Raw genomic sequence first — 16618 nt, 5'->3', positions numbered from 1 at the left:
GCCATCCGTGAACGCACGCACCCGCATCATGTTCGGCGCGATCATCCCGCGCACCAGGCGCACGCCGAAAGGGGCGGACGAGTCGCTCGGCGCGCGTGGCGCCCGGATCAGCGGCGCGCTGGGCGGTTTTCTGCGCCGGACGTCGCGGACCGGCTTCGTGCTCTACGCGCTCGCGCTCGGCGCGGCCCTCGGCTTGGCGAGCGCCGATTTCGCGACCAGCGGCGGCTATCCGGTCGGCGGCACCACGATCGGTGCCTGGACGGCCTGGGCGAAGACCGGCTCGGTCGATGCCGATCCCTATTCGCGCGCCGTGAATGCGCGGCGTGGCGAGATCCCCCTCGCGATTGGCGAAGGCCTGCTGCTGACGGCCGCGACGGATGATGACGGCCGCCGCCTCGATGCGTCCTGTACCTACGCCGTCGGCGGCGCCGTTCCCCCGGCGCGGGCCTGGACGCTGACGATCGGCGGGCGCGGCGCGGTCGATCCGGCAGCCAGGCCCGTGCGCGAGGCCTTCACCTCCACCGAGATCCTGCGCGAGGCGGATGACCGCTTCGTCATCACGATCGCCAAGGAGGTCCAGAGCGGAAACTGGCTGCCGATGCCGCGCCCGAGCGGCCCGGTGCGCCTGGCGCTGCGGCTCTACGACACGCCGGTCGCGGCGAGCGTCGGCAGCCTCGACCGCAATACAGTGCCGGCGATCACGCGCCTCGGATGCAAATGATGAGCACCCGCAGCCGCTTCATCCTGGCGACCCTGTGCGCGCTGGTGCTCGCCGGCATCGTCCACATCGTGACGGTCCGGGCGATCCCCTATTTCGCGGAAGGGGATGCCTTCTCCCAGGCCCGCAAGAGCGAGAGCCTCGACCATCCCCTGCGCATCCACAGCCTCGCCGTGGCCGGAACGCCCGCGCCGCCGGAGGAATGGCTCCCGGTGCCCGACCCGGCGGTGGCCGTCGGCGTCTGCGCCTACGATCTCGAGGACGGCCCGATGCGCGTCTCGGCGCGAGTCTCGTCGCTGAACCTGTCGATCGCCGTGCACAATCGGAAGGGCGCGTTCTACGCCGTGACCGATCAGGCAGCGGTGCGCGGCTCCCTCGACCTCGTGATCATGACGCGCGCCCAGTTCGACGAGGCCCTGGCCTCGGCGGACGAGAACCAGGTCAACCGCGACGTGCGCATCATAGCGCCCGATCGAGAGGGCTTCGCGGTGGTGCGGGTGATCGCCGGCCTGCCGAGCCAGAACGCCATGGCCAACGAGGCGGTCGACGCCGTGTCCTGCTCGATCGACGCGCCGGACGAGCCGACCGGCCCGGATGCCAAGCCGGGCGGTTGAGGCTCAAGCCTTCATCCGCGGCAGCGGCCTGCTGACGAAGCGCGAGCCGGCGAGCAGGAAACGCCAGGGCGTCTCAACCCCGCGGCTGATGCCGATGCGCCTGCCCGCCTCGACGACCACGGGTGCTGCCGGCCGACGCCACGTGAAAGGCGCGCGGTCGAGCGGCGACCCGTCCTGCGCCAGGGTGACGCCGAGCGCCTGCGACAGCCGGCCGGGCCCGGCGCAGAGCAGCCGCGGATCGCTCAGGCCCCTGCGCTCCCGCATCACGTCCAGGCCATCGGTCGGCTCGATGGCGCGCAACAGCACGGCGCTGCCCGGCTCGCAGACGAGGTTCAGGCACCAGTGCAGGCCGTAGGAGCGATAGACATAGGCGTGGCCGGGCGGGCCGAACATTCTCGCATTGCGTCGGGTCGGCCCCGTGAAACTGTGCGAGGCTGGGTCGTCCCGGTCATAGGCCTCGGTCTCGACGACGATGCCGCCGACGCCCCCGACCAGGAGTGTGTGGCCGATTAGGTCCGCCGCAACCTCTGCCGCCGGCCGGTGGAAGAAGCCTGGGCTCACGCCGGTGGTCAGAGCAGCTGGCCGGACGGCTGCGCGCTCTCCAGCGCGACCTCCTTGCGGATGCGCGCGACCCGTTCCGGGCCGAGTTCGAGGGCGAACCGCAGCGCCTCCTCGACAAACGCCTCCTGAGGAAGACCGGCCCGCTCGGCGGCTTGCGCAATCCGGGCCGCCAATTCGGCATCAACCATCATCGCTGTGGCAGAGGCCGCCGCCGTCGCGGCCGGCCGCTTTCCGGGCCGCGCCTCCTCTTCCGTCGCGGGCAAGCCGAGCGCCATGCGCCGGCCGAGGGCAGCAAGCCGGTCGGCCCGCTCGTTACCCGCCTCGCCGGAATGGCCGCGCACCCAGGTCCAACGCACGTCGCGGGTGCGGGCGAGCGCATCGAGCCGCTCCATCAGATCGACGTTCTTCACCGGGCCACTCGCGGTCCGCCAGCCGCGCCGCTTCCAGCCCGGAATCCACTCGGTGACGGATTTCACGACATACTGGCTGTCGCAGCGCATCTCGACCGCCGCGCCCTCCGGGAAATATTCGAGCGCGGAAATCGCCGCAGTCAGCTCCATGCGGTTGTTCGTGGTGACGAGTTCGCCGCCATGCAGCTCGACCGGGCCGTCGGGCGCCTGGATGACGACCCCCCAGCCGCCGGGACCGGGATTGGGGTCGCAGCCCCCGTCGGCATAGACGATGGTTCGCATGTCTGGTCTCGAAGATCGGGAATCGGCCGGCGGAGGGCTTCAGTACTTCGCGACCACCGGCGGGGCCAGCCCGACCAGCGGCGCTTCGAGCCGGACGAGGCCACAGCGTGCCTCGGCCTCGGGCGGCAGCAGGCCGGCGAGGATCTGGCGGCGCTCGTCGAGAAAGGCCACGGCGCGCTCGGCGCCGACAGCTTCCCGGCCCGGCATCTCGACGATGAAATGTTCGAGTGCGTAGCGATAGCGGCCGACGCGCAGGCCGGTTTCCAGCCGGACCCAGGCGATCAGGCAGCGGTTCTCGGCGACCCGCATGGCAGCGTTGCGCACGTCATCGTCGTTGAGGCTACGGGTGAAGGGCAGACTGTGCAGCCGCAGCTTGTCGGCCTCAATCACCCGCGCGGCGAAGGCGGCGAAGGGCGGGATCAGCCGGCCATCCGCGGTGGCGTCATCCGAGAGCCGGGCATAGCGCGAGACGGGCGAGCGGAAGGAGCCGGCGAGCAGATCGTCGTGATAGCCCTCGATATCGTACTCCCGCCAGTTCGGCGGCAGCACGCGGGCGCGCGTCAGGTTCGCGAGAACGTCGAGGAAGGCGGCCCGTCCCTGCGCCGGCATCAAGAATCGCCAAGCCCGGTCGCGGAGCTGCTGCTCATCGTCTGTGAGCGGGAACGGCGAGGACGGCTCGTCACGGAGGCGGGCCGCGATGGAGCCGGTGGAATCGATGAGCGTGTTCCAGGCGCCGGGCGCCGGTCGTCCAAAATCACCTTCCTGGGCACAGCCGCCGATCAGGGCGAGGCCGGCGATCGCGAGGAAACGAGGCAGGGTGGTATCGAAGGCCGTGGTCACGAGCGCTTGCGCTGCCGGACCGTCGGCTCCTCCTGCACGTCCGGCATCCGCTCGTAGCGGACACCGGTGAAGAACAGGATGCGGCCCATGGGTTCGGCATCCGACGGGTCGCGCCGGAAGCGGCGCGTAGCCGGCTGCGAGAGGGCGATCACCGTAGCCGACGGGCGAAGCTCCGCCGGACGGCCTGTGTGCAGGGTGCTGCGGGAGTTCATGCGGAAGATCCCGTCCGGTTCCATGCGGCTGTCGTCCCGGCCGGCTGCCCGGATGGGAACAGTCGGTGGGACATCGCCGGACAAGAGCGCCGCCCGGCTTGGTGCGGGCCAAGATCAGCACGGCATCGTTAACGGAGAGTTTCCAAGCGACGTTCGCGATCGTCCCGAAACATCTCTGCAACAGCGGCGTCAGGCGACCGGCGATAGCGCGAGGGGGCGACGGATCTGGTCGGACGCCGTCCTGGAATGGCACGGCGGCGCGGCTTGGCACACGACTTGCCTCTGGAGATGCGCCCAAGGCGGGCGTTTCCTCCCTTCCACTTCGGCCCCGCTCACCCCAGAGCGGGGCCTCTTCGTATCGGCGAGCATCCCGCAGCGTGTGTTGCCTGCAAGCGACCCCGTCGCCCATCGGATGGTTCGGGCGATCCGACGCGCTTGCTTACGCTCGGCGGCGCCCGATATGCCGTCCCGAAACGCCACGAGCGTAAGCGCATAAGGACATCGGTATGAATCTGGATACGGCACGATTCCCGAGGCCGACGAAGGGCCTGTCGACGGTTCTGAAGATTGCGCCGTTCGCCCTCGTCCTCGCCGCAACGAGCCCCGCCCTCGCGCAACGTGACGATCCAGGCCTTCAGCTGAACTGCGCCAACGACTTCTTCCGCCTCTGCGCCGGCGTCGATCCGAACAGCTCGGAGGCCGACAATTGCATGAACCGCAACCGGCCCCGGCTTTCGGCGGAGTGCAAAGCGGCCATCGGCGATTATGATCGCCGCGCTTCTGGCAAGACCGGCAGGAGATAAAGCAGGCTGGGACAAGCGGAGACGGGTTTCGCGCCGCGCCTGCGCACAGATATGGAATCGATGACGCTGGGTTTCGGCCGCTCCGGTCGAGGCACCGCGTGATCGAGAGCCCGACCAACGGCCGGAGGGGGCCACCTCCCACCAACGATCGAGGATACCCATGGCCCTCACCGTCGCGGTCCAGATGGATCCGATTCAGGCGATCCGCATCGCCGGGGACACCACCTTCGCACTGATGCTGGAAGCTCAGGCGCGCGGGCACCGGCTTCTCTACTACACGCCCGACCGGCTCTCGATGCAGGGCCGCCGCGTGGTCGCTCGCGTCGAGCCGGTGACGGTGCAGGACGTCGAGGGCGCGCATGCCGTGCTCGGTCCCATCGAGCGGATCGAGCTGACGGACGCGGACGTGGTGCTGATGCGCCAGGATCCGCCCTTCGACATGGCCTACATCACGGCCACACACATACTCGAGGCGATCGTCGACAAGACCCTGGTGGTCAACAACCCGGCCGAGGTCCGCAACGCGCCCGAGAAGCTGTTCGTCCTCGACTTCCCCGAGCTGATGCCGCCGACGCTGATCTCGCGCGACAAGGCGGAGATCGAGCGGTTCCGCAAGGAGCACGGCACCATCGCGATGAAGCCGCTGCATGGGCATGGCGGCGCCGCCGTGTTCCGTGTGACCGAGGACGATCCGAATTTCGGCTCGATGTTCGATCTCTTCGCCGCGACCTTCCGCGAGCAATGGGTGGTGCAGCGATTCCTCGACAAGGTCAGCGAGGGCGACAAGCGCATCATCCTCGTCGACGGCGAGCCGATGGGCGCGATCAACCGCGTGCCGGCCAAGGGCGATATCCGCTCCAACATGGTGCGCGGCGGCGCGGCCGGCGCATCCGAACTCACCGATCGCGAGCGTGAGATCTGCGCAACGATCGGTCCGGAGCTGAAGCGGCGCGGCCTGATCCTCGTCGGCATCGACGTGATCGACGGGCATCTCACCGAGATCAACGTCACCTCGCCCACCGGCATCCGCGCCATCAAGCGGCTCGGCGGCCCGGATCTCGCGGTATCGGTCTGGGACGCGATCGAGGCGCGGGTCGGCCGCGGCTGACCCGTCTCGGTGGGCGCTCGGGCCCACGCTCGCCGGCCGCTTCAGCCGTACTTCTGCAAGATCGCGCTCGCTCTCGAGCGCGCACGGAACCGAGACGTGGATCCGGGTCTCGCGGTGGGGCCTGCTCCGCGTCCCGCGCCATGCGGGGCGAGGCCCCTCGGAGCAGGCCCGGATGCCTCAAAAGCCTCCTCGAGATCAGGTTTCGGCCCGCGGCGTCGCGCTCAGCTCGGTCCAGTCGAATTCCTGCTCCAGGATGAAGAACGCATCGTCGCCGATCTCCCCCGTCCGGCGCAGCGCGAGGACCCGCTCGCGGGCAGCCTGGATCGCCCGGCGGCGGGCGTCGTCCGCCGGCAGCTTCTCCGGCGCGAGGCCCTCCTCGTGCTCCTCCGCCTCCTCGACGACGAGGCGGAACTCCCGTCGAAGCGCCTTGGCGATGTCGGAATCGTCACCCTCGAGGCTGCTGATCGCAGCGCCATAGGCCTCGGCCCGACCCCAGCCGACCTCATGCCCGACCGGATCGGTGTCCTCCAGCTTCAGCCATGCGAGGAGCGGACGCAGCGTCAGCCCCTGGATCACCAGCGTGCCGAGCACCACGGTAAAGGCGGTGAGCACGATCAGGTCGCGATAGGGGAAACCGCCGTTCGGTCCGCTCTCCGGCAATGCCAGGGCGCCGGCGATGGTGACGAGGCCGCGCATCCCCGCCCAGGACACCGCGAAGCCGGCACCCGGCCCAAGATCGGGCGGCTCGCGTCCGCCGGCCGCGATCCCCTTTCGGAAGGCGTCGCCGAGATCGGACGACTCTCCCTTCGGCACGCGCGCCTTCGCCGCGAAGCCCATACGCCGGATACCGCTCGCCGGCAGGACCCAGGCAATCCGCACCAGAACCACCGTCAGCAGCACGGAGCCCGCGACGAGGGCGTGCGACAGGTGCTGGTCGGCGTGAAGCCTTTCGATGATCGGGCCGATCTGGTTGCCGATCAGCACGAAGGCCATGACGTTGAGGACGAAGATCGCCGTTTCCCAGACCGCGTAGGACAGGACGCGCGGGCGCGGCGCCGTGCGCTCGGGGCTGTAGCGCGCCACCGTGACCGCGAAGGTCACGACCGTGAGAACGGCCGACAGCCCCGCCGCCTCGGCTGCGATCCACACGCCGAAGGCGGCCGCGAATTGCAGGATGATGCTGCTCGCGGGATCGGGCACCCAGCGGATCGACCAGAGGTAGAGGCGGGCGAAGACAGGCCCGGCAATGAGACTGCCGACCACGCCGAGCAGGAAGGCCGGCGCCACCTCCGATAGGGTGAAATGGCCGGTGGCCGCCGCGGTAACGCCGAGCCGGTAGATCAGCAGCGAGGCGGCATCGTTGAGCAGGCTCTCGCCGCGCAGGATGGTGGTGAGCCGGTGCGGCAGCGGCACATGCGCGAGCACCGAGAGCGCCGCCACGGCATCGGGCGGCGCCACGATCGCGCCGAGGACGATGGCCGCCGAGATCGGGATATCCGCCACGAGCAGCTTGACCACGATCGCCACCGCGACCGTGGTCGCCGCGACTGCACCGACGGCGAGACCGGCGATCGGCCGCCAGTTGATGCGCATGTCGCGCAGCGAAGTGCCGTAGCCCGCATCGACCAGGACGGGCGCCAGGAAGAGAGTCAGCGCGAGTTCGGGATCGAGCCGCAGGTTCGGGACGCCCGGCATCACGGCCAGCACCACCCCGCCAAGCGCGAGGAAGGCGGGGTACGGCGCGCCCACGCGTCGCGCGAGGGCCGCCAGCAGCACGGCCCCGACCAAAACCCCGACGACCCATTCGAACACAAACATGCCGGACGGGAGATAGGGCGCGGATGGGTTGGGACGAGAATCCTTCGAACGATGGTCCGGCGGTGAGCGCGCGAACCGCTACTGGGCCGGCTTCGCCGCGGGAGGCGTGGCGGGGGCCTGCTCGTCCGCCGGCACCGGCTGGAGCACGTTCTTGGCGATATTGCCCTGCGGGCCGTACTCGCCGGCAACCGCGATGCAGGACTGCTCGCGATGCAGGGCCATGTCGTTCGACATCATCGTGAACATGCCCTGGATATGGGACCCGAACGCCCCGCGCGGCCCGACATCCTCGGCCTTGGTGTTCATCTTGGCCAGGAGCGCGTCGAATTCGGGCACGCCGATCCGGTATCCGCAGACATTCGAGGCGGCATAGACATAGGCCGCGAGCTGAAGGGCCTGCGGGGCCGGCGCATTCCGGATGGGCTTCGGGGGCGCTGCATCCTCCGCCGCGGCGGGAACCGTGGCACCCGCGAGGAGACTGGCGATCAGGAGGTGTCGGAGCATCATCGTGGGCGTTCCTCGGATCGGGCGGCTTCTTGTGAGCCGCTCACAACGCGTGGGACATAGCCTGCGCGCTCGCCGGCCTCCAAGGGACAAGAGCGCGCAGATCGAGCCTTCTCGGGAGATGCAGCCGCTGCGCCTACTTCACCCGCGTCCAGGTCTGGCTCTTGCACAGCACGCGCAGCACGCAGCCCGCCACCGCGAGGTGGTCCGGCCCCTTCGGCGTCATCGAGCCGGAATAGGTCTTGCCGTCATTGGGATTGTACAGCGACCCCTCGAAGCCGTCGCCGCTCGGCGCCGTGGCCGTCAGGATCTGGACGCCGACGAGCTTGCGGCTCTTCAGCGCCGGATCGGGATTGTTGACGTCGAGGCCCGACCCGGTGGTGCTGGCCAGCGTGCCGCAATAGCCGCCGCCGCAGCGCGCCACCCGCACCCGCGCGCCACTCTCGGTCAGCCACGTCCCGCTCGGATCGCCGCCCCGCTGCGCGAGCCCGGGACCGGCGGCGAGCATGGCCAGGGCCGCAAGAGCAAGGGATCGCAGGGCGCGGCTGGCGGTCATGGTTCCTCCTCGGGCTGCGTTCGATGCGAAGCCTCTCGCAGCATCGGTAGCCCGCGACCCCGCGACCGTGCAAGCCGACCCGGAGGCCGCCGCAGCGAGGGTTTGCAGGCCGACCGTCAGTGCTCGCCGCGTGCCAGAACGGCCCCGGTATAGGTCTCGGCGACCTCGCAGAACGGCAGTCCGGCCGCCGTCGAGAGCACGGCCTCGACGAAGAACAGCTTCCGCTCCGGACCCGGCGGCTCGGCCTCCGTCGGCGTCCACAGCATCTTCAGGGAGAGATTGCGCCGGCTCGGCAGAAGCGGATGGACCACGCGGCCGAACGGCGTCTGCGTGGTTTCCAGAACGGTGTTCATCTCCGGGGTCAGTCGGCCCGGCACGTACCAGTTGTCGGCCTCCGAGAGCACGTGCCCGCCGCAGGTCAGCCGCACCCGACGGTAGCGGACCGGTTCGTCGGGGCCAATTTGCAACCGTTCGCGCTGAGCGGCGGAAAGCGGCTTGTCCCGGCCGGGCACGCGGACGGCCGTCAGGTGCGGATCGGTCGCGAGGCCGCGCTCGGCGCACCAGGCTTCCAGGACAGCGGTGGCGCTGTGGGCGGCAAGCAGACGCGCACTCAGGGTCTCGATCAAGCGCTCGGTCCCGGTTTTCGCATCGGATGGACGGATCGCTGCCGGTTCTTCCGCCACGGCGCCCGGCACCACCGCAGTACTGCCCACGGTTGCCGCCAGAGCCAAGGCCGCGATTCGTTTGCCACGCTCAGGTCTCATCGTACCATCGGCATCCGCATCCATTGTGCTGCGCAATACGGCGTCCGGCCGAAGACGTCCATCGGCACGGACGCGCAGACTGCATGCGGTGCTCACGCGCGAGCTTGAGAGTACCTTGCGGAACACTTGAGGAACGTTTAACGTGTTCGCGGTTTGTTTCGGCGATCGCGCCCTCGGTGATCGCTCTATCCCAGGTGGCTCGCATGTTGACGCGCAAGCAGTTGGAGCTGCTCCAGTTCATCCAGCAGAGGTTGAGCGAGAGCGGCGTCCCTCCGTCCTTCGACGAGATGAAGGATGCGCTCGACCTGCGCTCGAAATCCGGCATCCACCGGCTGATCACGGCCCTTGAGGAGCGCGGCTTCCTGCGGCGGCTGCCGAACCGGGCCAGGGCCATCGAGATCATCCGCATCCCCGAGGCCGTGGCAAGCCGGCCGCAGCCGGCGCCTCAGGCCGAGATCCGCCGCTTCACACCGAGCGTGGTCGAGGGCGGCCGCGCCAAGGCCACGCCGCCGAAGCCGGCGCAGACGCAGATCTTCGACCAGGACGGCCGGTCGGTCATGGTGCCGGTCATGGGCCGGATCGCCGCCGGTACGCCGATCTCGGCCATCCAGAACGAGAGCCATTCGGTGGCGATGTCGCCGGATTTCCTCGCGGGCGGCGAGCATTACGCGCTGGAGGTGCGCGGCGATTCGATGGTCGATGCCGGCATCCTGGACGGCGACCTCGTCGTGATCCGCAAGCAGGATACGGCGCAGACCGGCGACATCATCGTCGCTCTGATCGACGACGAGGAGGCGACCTTGAAGCGCCTGCGCCGCCGCGGTTCATCGATCGCGCTGGAAGCGGCCAACCCCGCTTACGAAACCCGCGTGCTCGGGCCCGACCGGGTCCAGATCCAGGGCCGCCTCGTGAGCCTCGTTCGCCGCTACTGAAGCGGCTCGACGGGCGCATCGTCGGCCGGCGGTTCGGGCTCCTCCCCAGGTTTCTTCGCCCAGGCCGCAAAGCCGGACGGCAGATCAACGGCGGCAGCCGGATTGTCCGGCGGCTTGACCGCCGAAGCGGCCCGCCATGGCGATGGTGGGCCGGGTTTGCGAACCGTGGCGAGCACCGGCCCAGCAGGATCGAGCCGGATCGTCACCGCGCCGTGCTCGGCGAGGAACTTCCGGTCGACGATCAGGGCGGCTGCACAGCCCGGCGGCGCGTCCCGGCGGCTGATCAGGATATCGGCGCGGGCGCAGTCTTCGTGGAAGGCGCGCTTGTCCGTCGCGAGCGCAATGGACCGGCCATCCGCGGCGCGCATCGTGCAGCCGAGCCGATCGCAGTGCCCGCCCTCCCCCGCCGCGACCTGATCGGGACGCCGTCCGTCGCCATCCGCTTTCAGCCACTGCTCCAGCACGAAGTTCGGCGGCTTGCCCAGGATCGCGAGCCGGCCGACGGCACCGCGCACCGCAGCCCCTGCCCCCTCCCGATCGATGAAGACGTCATGGCGCGTTGGCGCCGCGGCCAGCGCCACGCCGCTCAAGGCCGGAAGGAGCGCCAGCCATCGCAGGCGGGATACCGAGAGCGTCGCCACGAGCAGGGCCCCGGCGAGCAGCGCCACGGCCGCCGGGCCGAAGGCCGGCACCACGAGATTCGCTTGGCCGAAGCCGGCGATCCAGGTCGAGATCGCCAGCATGCCGCGCACCGCCTGCCCCATCAGCCACTAGATCGGCTGATCGAGGGCGAAGGGATAGGCGAGAATGCCGAGCACGGCGGATGGCATCACCGCGAGCGAGACGAGCGGCAGCGTCAGGGCATTGCCGACGAGGCCGAAGGGCTGGACGGTCTGGAAATGGAAGGTGGAGAACGGGGCCGTGGCGATCTGCGCGACGAGGGTTGTCGCCAGCGTCCCGGCCACCGCCGTCACCACGAACGAGACGCTGCGGCCGAGCCAGCCGCGCCGCTCCCCGGCGAAGAGCCGTGCACTCAGCAGGGGCGAGCAGGCGATGAGCCCCGCCACGGCCCCGAACGACATCTGGAAGCTCGGCCCGAGCAGCGCCTCCGGCTCGCGGGCCAGCGCGATCATCGCCGCCAGGGCGAGATTGCGCATGCTCAGCGCCGGCCGGTCGACGACGATGGCGCCGAGCATCACCATGGTCATGATCCAGGAGCGCTCGGCGGCAACGTCCCACCCCGAGAAGATGCAATAGGCCGTGACGCCGAGCATCGCCGCGCCGGCCGCAATCTTCTTGACCGGCCAGGTCAGGGCCAGGATCGGCACCAGGGCCAGCAGCGCGCGCACCAGCCAGAACACCACGCCGGCTGCCAGCACCATGTGGAGCCCGGAGATGGAAACGACGTGATAGATCCCCGCGGCGCGCAGGACGTCGTTGGTTTGCGGCGAGATCAGCCCGCGCTTGCCCGTGACCAGGGCGGCAGCCACGGCACCGGCCTGCCCTCCGGTCGCGTCGGTGATGCGGCGGGTGACCGCGTTGCGGGCATCGTCGACAGCAGCGGCGAGACGCAGGTCCCAGGGCAGCGGCTCGGTGGAGGGGATCACGTCGATCCGCCCGGTCAGGGAGCCGACCGCGCCGATCCCGCGAAAGTAAGCGTCGCGGGCGAAATCGTAGCCGCCCGGTCGCGCGGCCTCGGGCGGGGGCAGCAGGCGAGCGCTGGCGCTGATCCGGTCGCCGGGCCGGATCGCCTGCGCCTTGCGATAGGAGACCCGCACCCGCGTCGGTCGCACGCCCTCCTCCAGGGAGCCGAGGGCGATCACCCTGACAATGAGCCGTGCGCCCTGCTCGCGCTCGTCGAGCGCCTCGACCAGGCCGGTGAGAGGCGCGATCGTGGTATGGGCAAGGACCGGGCTCGCCACGCTGGCCACGCGATAGGCAGCGGCCGCGAAACCGAGAAGGACGGCGGCGAGGCCGAGCATCAACGCCAGCGCCACCGGCCGAGCGCGCAGCGCGAGTGTCGCCGCGAGGGCGAGGCCCGCGCCGGCCAGCGGCGCGGCGAGGTTCGGCTGCCCTTGGGTCGCGGTGAGCTCGATGAGGATGCCGGCGCCGAAGGCTACCGCGAGCCACGGAAAAAGCCGGCGCTGGCCGGCCTCCAGGGCGATGGCGCCCGTGAAGCCGTCGCGCAGCGCGTCAAGGTTGAGCGAGGGCAGCGGCAGGCGACCGGCGGCGCGGGCCGGAAGGCCTCGTATCGCCGCTGCCGCGCGCTCCCCAGCCATCGTCCGGCCCCGTCACGGCGCCATGCGCCGGGCCGCGTCACGCTTTCTTAACGCATCGGCTCGCCCGTGCTACAGGCCCGAACCGGATCGGGCTCCGGACCCCGCCAAACGGCGCGGTCGATCCACAGATCCTGCCATCTCACACCCTCTCAGCAGTCAGCCTCTCGATGCCGTCCAACGTCGTTACGCGTTTCGCGCCCTCGCCCACGGGCTACCTGCATATCGGCGGGGCGCGCACGGCCCTGTTCAACTGGCTCTATGCCCGCCGCTTCGGCGGCCGGATGCTGCTGCGCATCGAGGATACCGACCGCGAGCGCTCCACGCAGGGCGCCATCGACGCGATCCTCGACGGCATGCGCTGGCTCGGCCTCGACTGGGACAGCGAGCCGATCTTCCAGTTCGCCCGCGCCGAGCGCCATCGAGAGGCCGCGGAATCGCTGCTCGCCGCCGGCCATGCCTATCGCTGCTTCGCCACGGCCGAAGAGCTCCAGCAGATGCGCGATCAGGCCCGTGCCGAGGGCCGCGCCCCGCGCTACGATGGCCGCTGGCGCGACCGTGACCCGTCCGAGGCGCCGGCCGGCGCCAAGTCGGTGATCCGCCTGCGTGCCCCGAGCGAGGGCGAGACGGTGGTCGAGGACGCCGTGCAGGGCCGCGTCACCTGGCAGAACAAGGATCTCGACGATCTCGTCCTGCTGCGCTCGGACGGCACGCCGACCTACATGCTCGCCGTCGTCGTCGACGACCACGACATGGGCGTCACCCAGATCATCCGCGGCGACGACCATCTCACCAATGCGGCCCGTCAGGCGCAGATCTACAAGGCCTTGGGCTGGGACGTGCCGGCCATGGCGCATATTCCGCTGATCCACGGTGCAGACGGGGCCAAGCTCTCGAAGCGCCACGGCGCGCTCGGTGTCGATGCCTATCGCGACCTCGGCTACCTGCCCGCAGCGCTCCGCAACTATCTCGTGCGCCTCGGCTGGAGCCACGGCGACCAGGAGGTCTTCTCCACCGAGGAGATGGTCGCGGCCTTCGATCTCAAGGCGATCGGCCGCTCGCCGGCACGGTTCGATTTCGCCAAGCTCGAGAACCTCAACGGCCGCTACATCCGCGAGAGCGAGGACGCCGCCCTGGTCGAGGCGATCCAGCGCATCGTGCCGGAGCCGATGGCGCCGGATCTTCGCGAAAAATTGATCGCGGCGATGCCGGGCCTGAAGGAGCGCGCCAAGACGCTCGTCGAACTCATCGACAGCGCCTATTACCTCACCGCTGCTCGGCCGCTGGCGCTGGACGACAAGGCCAAGGGCCTGCTCGGCGAGGACGCGCGAGCGCGCCTGCGCCTGGCGCTCCCGGCCCTGGAAGCCCTGACCGAATGGACGGCGGCGAGCACCGAGGGCGAGATCCGCCGGCTCGCGGAGGCACAGGGCCTGAAGCTCGGCCAGCTCGCGCAGCCCCTGCGCGCGGCGCTCACCGGACGGGCGACCTCGCCGCCGCTCTTCGACGTTATGGCCGTGCTCGGGCGCGAGGAGGCCCTGGCGCGCCTGCGCGACCAAATCGGGCAGTGACAATAGTCTCCGATCGTAAAGGTTTTGCAACGCAACACACTGGCAACGGGACCCGCCCCGTTGCTGGCTGCGCATCGATCCGCTAACCCGTGCACCAGTGAGCAACTGCAGCAAAGCTGCGGTTCCGCTTCTGTCCGGAGGGTTCGCCCCGGCGATCTCCGGACCGGTGCTGCCCGTCGCGAGAAAGGGTCCGCGCGTCCATGAGCGTTTCCGCCAGCTCCATCACCGTCGACGGCAAGAACGTCGAACTTCCCATCAAGACCGGCACGATCGGTCCGAGCGTCGTCGATATCGGCAAGCTCTACGGCCAGACCGGCGCCTTCACCTTCGATCCGGGATTTACCTCGACTGCCTCCTGCGAGTCGGCGATCACCTATATCGACGGTGACGAGGGCGTGCTGCTCTATCGCGGCTACCCGATCGAGCAGCTCGCCGAGCAGGGCGACTTCCTTGAGACCGCCTATCTGATGCTGTTCGGCGAATTGCCGACACCCGCCCAGAAGGCCGATTTCGACTACCGGGTCACGCGCCACACCATGGTGCACGACCAGATGAACCGCTTCTTCCAGGGTTTCCGCCGCGACGCGCACCCGATGGCGATCATGGTCGCCTGTGTCGGCGCGCTCTCGGCCTTCTACCACGACTCGACCGACATCTCGGACGAGAACCAGCGGATGATCGCCAGCTTGCGCATGATCGCCAAGATGCCGACGCTCGCTGCGATGGCCTACAAGTACTCGATCGGCCAGCCGTTCGTATATCCGAAGAACGACCTCGACTATACCTCGAACTTCCTGCGCATGTGCTTCGCGGTGCCGTGCGAGGAATTCCAGGTCAACCCGATCTACGCCCGGGCGCTGGACAAGATCTTCATCCTGCACGCCGACCACGAGCAGAACGCCTCGACCTCGACGGTGCGCTTGGCCGGCTCCTCGGGTGCCAATCCCTTTGCCTGTATCGCCGCCGGCATCGCCTGCCTGTGGGGCCCGGCCCATGGCGGTGCCAACGAGGCGGCACTGAAGATGCTGATGGAGATCGGCACGCCGGACAACGTCGCCAAATACGTCGCCAAGGCCAAGGACAAGAACGATCCGTTCCGCCTGATGGGCTTCGGCCACCGCGTCTACAAGAACTACGATCCGCGCGCGCGCATCATGCAGAAGACCACGCATGAGGTGCTGAAGGAGCTGAACATCAAGGACGACCTCCTCGAGGTCGCCGTGCAGCTCGAGCAGATCGCGCTGAAGGACGAGTACTTCATCGAGAAGAAGCTCTACCCGAACATCGACTTCTACTCGGGCATCACCCTGAAGGCGCTCGGCTTCCCGACCTCGATGTTCACGGTGCTGTTCGCTGTGGCCCGTACCACCGGCTGGATCGCCCAGTGGGCGGAGATGATCCAGGACCCGGCCCAGAAGATCGGTCGCCCCCGCCAGCTCTATGTCGGCCCGGCCGAGCGCGACTACATCCCCATCGGCCAGCGCGGCTGAGGGCTTCGGACTCTCTTTCCAGCCCAACCACCTCAGCCCGAGGGGCCCGCTTCGGCGGGCCTCGAAGGACCCGGATCGAAGCTGTGGACAGGTGCCGCCACCGCATCGGTTGTGGCCGGCCCGCACTCTTCGCCCTGCACGGGCATAGCTACGCTCCGGCCCCGGAGGCGAGCGTCACGATGGGCACGAACCGGTCAGCGTTGCGAGTTGTCCTGGCGGCCGGTCTCGGCGCCGTGGGGCTTCCAGCCGGCGGCTGCATGAAGGCCGATCCAGGAAAGCCCGCTCCCGCCGCCGCCGGAACCACGCGCGAGCGCGTCGCGGCACTCGCCCTGAGGCAGGTCGATTTCGGCGCGATCTCGCTGATCCCGGTCCGCTTCGAGAAGAGCCGCATCGCCGGTCCGTTCGAGGATGGCGGGCGCATCCTCTACTGCGTGACCAGCCACATGACAGGCCGCAGCTTCGGCAAGGGCGAGCGGCCGAAGGCGGTGATCCGCGACGAGGGCGGCGTCCTGACCATCCTCCGCGACGAGAACGAGGTCTGCGAAGGGCACCGGACGGAGCCGTTCACGGAGCTCGATTCCGCGAAGGGCTGAGCACGTCCCCTCACCCGCGCCGCCCCCACTCATCCTGAGGATAGTATGCGGGCTCGCGGCACGAGGCTCCTCTACCCATCCGGCGAGGACAGCCCTACTTCCGCGGTCACGCCGCCATCGAAGACGGGACACGCGCATGACCGACACGCCGAAGCTGATCCATTCCATGATCCGCATCCGTGACGAGGGGCGCTCGCTCGATTTCTACCGCAAGGCCTTCGGGCTCGAGATCGCCGACCGCCTCGATTTCGAGACGTTCACCCTGATCTACCTGTCGAACGCCGCCTCGGGCTTCGAGCTGGAACTGACGGTCAACAAGAGCCAGAGCGAGGCCTACGATCTCGGCAACGGCTACGGCCACATCGCCTTCTCGGTCGCCGACCTCGACGCCACGCATGCCCGGATCGCGGCCGAGGGCCTGGCGCCGAAGGACATCAAGGAACTCGCCCATTCCAGCGGTGGAAAGGCCAGGTTCTTCTTCATCGAGGATCCGGACGGGTACAAGATCGAGGTGCTGCAGCGCGGGTGGCGGTTCCAGTAGGCCCCATCGTCATTCCGGGGCTCGCGAA

Annotated in this window: 17 protein-coding genes and 1 pseudogene; 9 read left to right on the top strand and 9 right to left on the bottom strand. The window is 69.4% G+C overall.

What is annotated here, in order from left to right; all coding sequences use genetic code 11:
* Positions 1 to 28 precede the first annotated feature (28 nt).
* Together MGN01_RS01770 and MGN01_RS01765 are read left to right on the top strand one after the other, a co-directional pair.
* Complete coding sequence (locus tag MGN01_RS01770; RefSeq protein ID WP_147044897.1) at positions 29 to 721, top strand: DUF1214 domain-containing protein; 693 nt, start codon at positions 29 to 31, stop codon at positions 719 to 721.
* Positions 721 to 1332 carry a DUF1254 domain-containing protein gene (locus MGN01_RS01765; RefSeq protein ID WP_147044898.1) on the top strand — a complete coding sequence of 204 codons (612 nt, stop codon included), beginning with the start codon at positions 721 to 723 and terminating at the stop codon, positions 1330 to 1332. The genes MGN01_RS01770 and MGN01_RS01765 overlap by 1 nt, the downstream gene beginning before the upstream one ends.
* Before the next feature lie 3 nt (positions 1333 to 1335).
* Here MGN01_RS01765 and MGN01_RS01760 read toward each other — a convergent pair whose 3' ends face one another.
* From MGN01_RS01760 to MGN01_RS01745, 4 genes are read right to left on the bottom strand one after another with little or no spacing between them, the layout of a single operon-like run.
* Entirely contained in the window at positions 1336 to 1893 is a 558-nt protein-coding gene (locus MGN01_RS01760; RefSeq protein WP_147044837.1) for a DNA-3-methyladenine glycosylase, read from the bottom strand.
* An 8-nt stretch (positions 1894 to 1901) separates the two neighbouring features.
* A complete protein-coding gene (gene rnhA, locus MGN01_RS01755) occupies positions 1902 to 2585 on the bottom strand; it encodes a ribonuclease HI (protein ID WP_147044836.1) in 684 nt (227 codons plus the stop codon).
* A 39-nt stretch (positions 2586 to 2624) separates the two neighbouring features.
* Complete coding sequence (locus tag MGN01_RS01750) at positions 2625 to 3425, bottom strand: hypothetical protein (protein WP_238258498.1); 801 nt, start codon at positions 3423 to 3425, stop codon at positions 2625 to 2627.
* Positions 3422 to 3637: a hypothetical protein gene (locus MGN01_RS01745; RefSeq protein WP_147044835.1), complete on the bottom strand. Its 216-nt coding sequence runs from the start codon at positions 3635 to 3637 to the stop codon at positions 3422 to 3424. Before MGN01_RS01745 ends, MGN01_RS01750 begins: the two co-directional genes overlap by 4 nt.
* A gap of 506 nt (positions 3638 to 4143) precedes the next feature.
* Between MGN01_RS01745 and MGN01_RS01740 the strand changes: the two genes are divergently transcribed.
* The gene (locus MGN01_RS01740; protein ID WP_147044834.1) at positions 4144 to 4440 is read left to right on the top strand and encodes a hypothetical protein; all 297 of its coding nucleotides are present in this window, start codon (positions 4144 to 4146) and stop codon (positions 4438 to 4440) included.
* Positions 4441 to 4600: 160 nt separating this feature from the next.
* Positions 4601 to 5548, top strand: a complete 948-nt coding sequence (gene gshB, locus MGN01_RS01735; RefSeq protein WP_147044833.1) for a glutathione synthase — start codon at positions 4601 to 4603, stop codon at positions 5546 to 5548.
* A 195-nt stretch (positions 5549 to 5743) separates the two neighbouring features.
* Here gshB and MGN01_RS01730 read toward each other — a convergent pair whose 3' ends face one another.
* The 4 genes from MGN01_RS01730 to MGN01_RS01715 all read right to left on the bottom strand — a co-directional run bounded on the left by MGN01_RS01730 (position 5744) and on the right by MGN01_RS01715 (position 9190).
* Positions 5744 to 7366, bottom strand: coding sequence for a cation:proton antiporter (locus MGN01_RS01730; protein WP_147044832.1), 1623 nt, complete (start codon positions 7364 to 7366; stop codon positions 5744 to 5746).
* A 78-nt stretch (positions 7367 to 7444) separates the two neighbouring features.
* Positions 7445 to 7873: a hypothetical protein gene (locus tag MGN01_RS01725; RefSeq protein ID WP_147044831.1), complete on the bottom strand. Its 429-nt coding sequence runs from the start codon at positions 7871 to 7873 to the stop codon at positions 7445 to 7447.
* A gap of 133 nt (positions 7874 to 8006) precedes the next feature.
* Positions 8007 to 8426, bottom strand: a complete 420-nt coding sequence (locus MGN01_RS01720; protein ID WP_147044830.1) for a DUF2147 domain-containing protein — start codon at positions 8424 to 8426, stop codon at positions 8007 to 8009.
* Positions 8427 to 8542: 116 nt separating this feature from the next.
* On the bottom strand, positions 8543 to 9190 hold the full coding sequence (locus MGN01_RS01715; protein ID WP_238258497.1) for a hypothetical protein: 648 nt from the start codon (positions 9188 to 9190) through the stop codon (positions 8543 to 8545).
* Between the two features lie 203 nt (positions 9191 to 9393).
* Between MGN01_RS01715 and lexA the strand changes: the two genes are divergently transcribed.
* On the top strand, positions 9394 to 10122 hold the full coding sequence (gene lexA / locus MGN01_RS01710; protein ID WP_147044829.1) for a transcriptional repressor LexA: 729 nt from the start codon (positions 9394 to 9396) through the stop codon (positions 10120 to 10122).
* Here lexA and MGN01_RS01705 read toward each other — a convergent pair.
* Positions 10116 to 12401 (bottom strand): annotated as a pseudogene (locus tag MGN01_RS01705) (ComEC/Rec2 family competence protein). The gene lexA and the pseudogene MGN01_RS01705 sit on opposite strands and share 7 nt — an antisense overlap.
* Before the next feature lie 167 nt (positions 12402 to 12568).
* Here MGN01_RS01705 and gltX point away from each other — a divergent pair.
* From gltX to MGN01_RS01685, 4 genes are all read left to right on the top strand, one after another.
* On the top strand, positions 12569 to 13966 hold the full coding sequence (gltX, locus tag MGN01_RS01700) for a glutamate--tRNA ligase (RefSeq protein ID WP_147044828.1): 1398 nt from the start codon (positions 12569 to 12571) through the stop codon (positions 13964 to 13966).
* A 200-nt stretch (positions 13967 to 14166) separates the two neighbouring features.
* A complete protein-coding gene (locus tag MGN01_RS01695; protein ID WP_147044827.1) occupies positions 14167 to 15456 on the top strand; it encodes a citrate synthase in 1290 nt (429 codons plus the stop codon).
* Between the two features lie 179 nt (positions 15457 to 15635).
* Positions 15636 to 16049: a hypothetical protein gene (locus MGN01_RS01690; protein ID WP_147044826.1), complete on the top strand. Its 414-nt coding sequence runs from the start codon at positions 15636 to 15638 to the stop codon at positions 16047 to 16049.
* A gap of 136 nt (positions 16050 to 16185) precedes the next feature.
* Positions 16186 to 16590, top strand: coding sequence for a VOC family protein (locus tag MGN01_RS01685; protein ID WP_147044825.1), 405 nt, complete (start codon positions 16186 to 16188; stop codon positions 16588 to 16590).
* The last annotated feature ends 28 nt before the right edge of the window (positions 16591 to 16618 follow it).

The sequence above is a fragment of the Methylobacterium gnaphalii genome (assembly GCF_007992215.1).
Lineage (GTDB): Bacteria > Pseudomonadota > Alphaproteobacteria > Rhizobiales > Beijerinckiaceae > Methylobacterium > Methylobacterium gnaphalii.
This window is presented reverse-complemented; position numbering and strand designations above follow the sequence as displayed.

Excerpts from the sequence above, each read along its gene's own strand:
- MGN01_RS01770 (WP_147044897.1), top strand. The coding sequence starts at position 29 with ATGTTCGGCGCGATCATCCCGCGCACCAGGCGCACGCCGAAAGGGGCG.
- MGN01_RS01765 (WP_147044898.1), top strand. The coding sequence starts at position 721 with ATGAGCACCCGCAGCCGCTTCATCCTGGCGACCCTGTGCGCGCTGGTG.
- rnhA (WP_147044836.1), bottom strand. The coding sequence starts at position 2,585 with ATGCGAACCATCGTCTATGCCGACGGGGGCTGCGACCCCAATCCCGGT.
- MGN01_RS01745 (WP_147044835.1), bottom strand. The coding sequence starts at position 3,637 with ATGAACTCCCGCAGCACCCTGCACACAGGCCGTCCGGCGGAGCTTCGC.
- MGN01_RS01740 (WP_147044834.1), top strand. The coding sequence starts at position 4,144 with ATGAATCTGGATACGGCACGATTCCCGAGGCCGACGAAGGGCCTGTCG.
- gshB (WP_147044833.1), top strand. The coding sequence starts at position 4,601 with ATGGCCCTCACCGTCGCGGTCCAGATGGATCCGATTCAGGCGATCCGC.
- MGN01_RS01730 (WP_147044832.1), bottom strand. The coding sequence starts at position 7,366 with ATGTTTGTGTTCGAATGGGTCGTCGGGGTTTTGGTCGGGGCCGTGCTG.
- MGN01_RS01725 (WP_147044831.1), bottom strand. The coding sequence starts at position 7,873 with ATGATGCTCCGACACCTCCTGATCGCCAGTCTCCTCGCGGGTGCCACG.
- MGN01_RS01720 (WP_147044830.1), bottom strand. The coding sequence starts at position 8,426 with ATGACCGCCAGCCGCGCCCTGCGATCCCTTGCTCTTGCGGCCCTGGCC.
- MGN01_RS01715 (WP_238258497.1), bottom strand. The coding sequence starts at position 9,190 with ATGAGACCTGAGCGTGGCAAACGAATCGCGGCCTTGGCTCTGGCGGCA.
- lexA (WP_147044829.1), top strand. The coding sequence starts at position 9,394 with ATGTTGACGCGCAAGCAGTTGGAGCTGCTCCAGTTCATCCAGCAGAGG.
- gltX (WP_147044828.1), top strand. The coding sequence starts at position 12,569 with ATGCCGTCCAACGTCGTTACGCGTTTCGCGCCCTCGCCCACGGGCTAC.
- MGN01_RS01695 (WP_147044827.1), top strand. The coding sequence starts at position 14,167 with ATGAGCGTTTCCGCCAGCTCCATCACCGTCGACGGCAAGAACGTCGAA.
- MGN01_RS01690 (WP_147044826.1), top strand. The coding sequence starts at position 15,636 with ATGGGCACGAACCGGTCAGCGTTGCGAGTTGTCCTGGCGGCCGGTCTC.
- MGN01_RS01685 (WP_147044825.1), top strand. The coding sequence starts at position 16,186 with ATGACCGACACGCCGAAGCTGATCCATTCCATGATCCGCATCCGTGAC.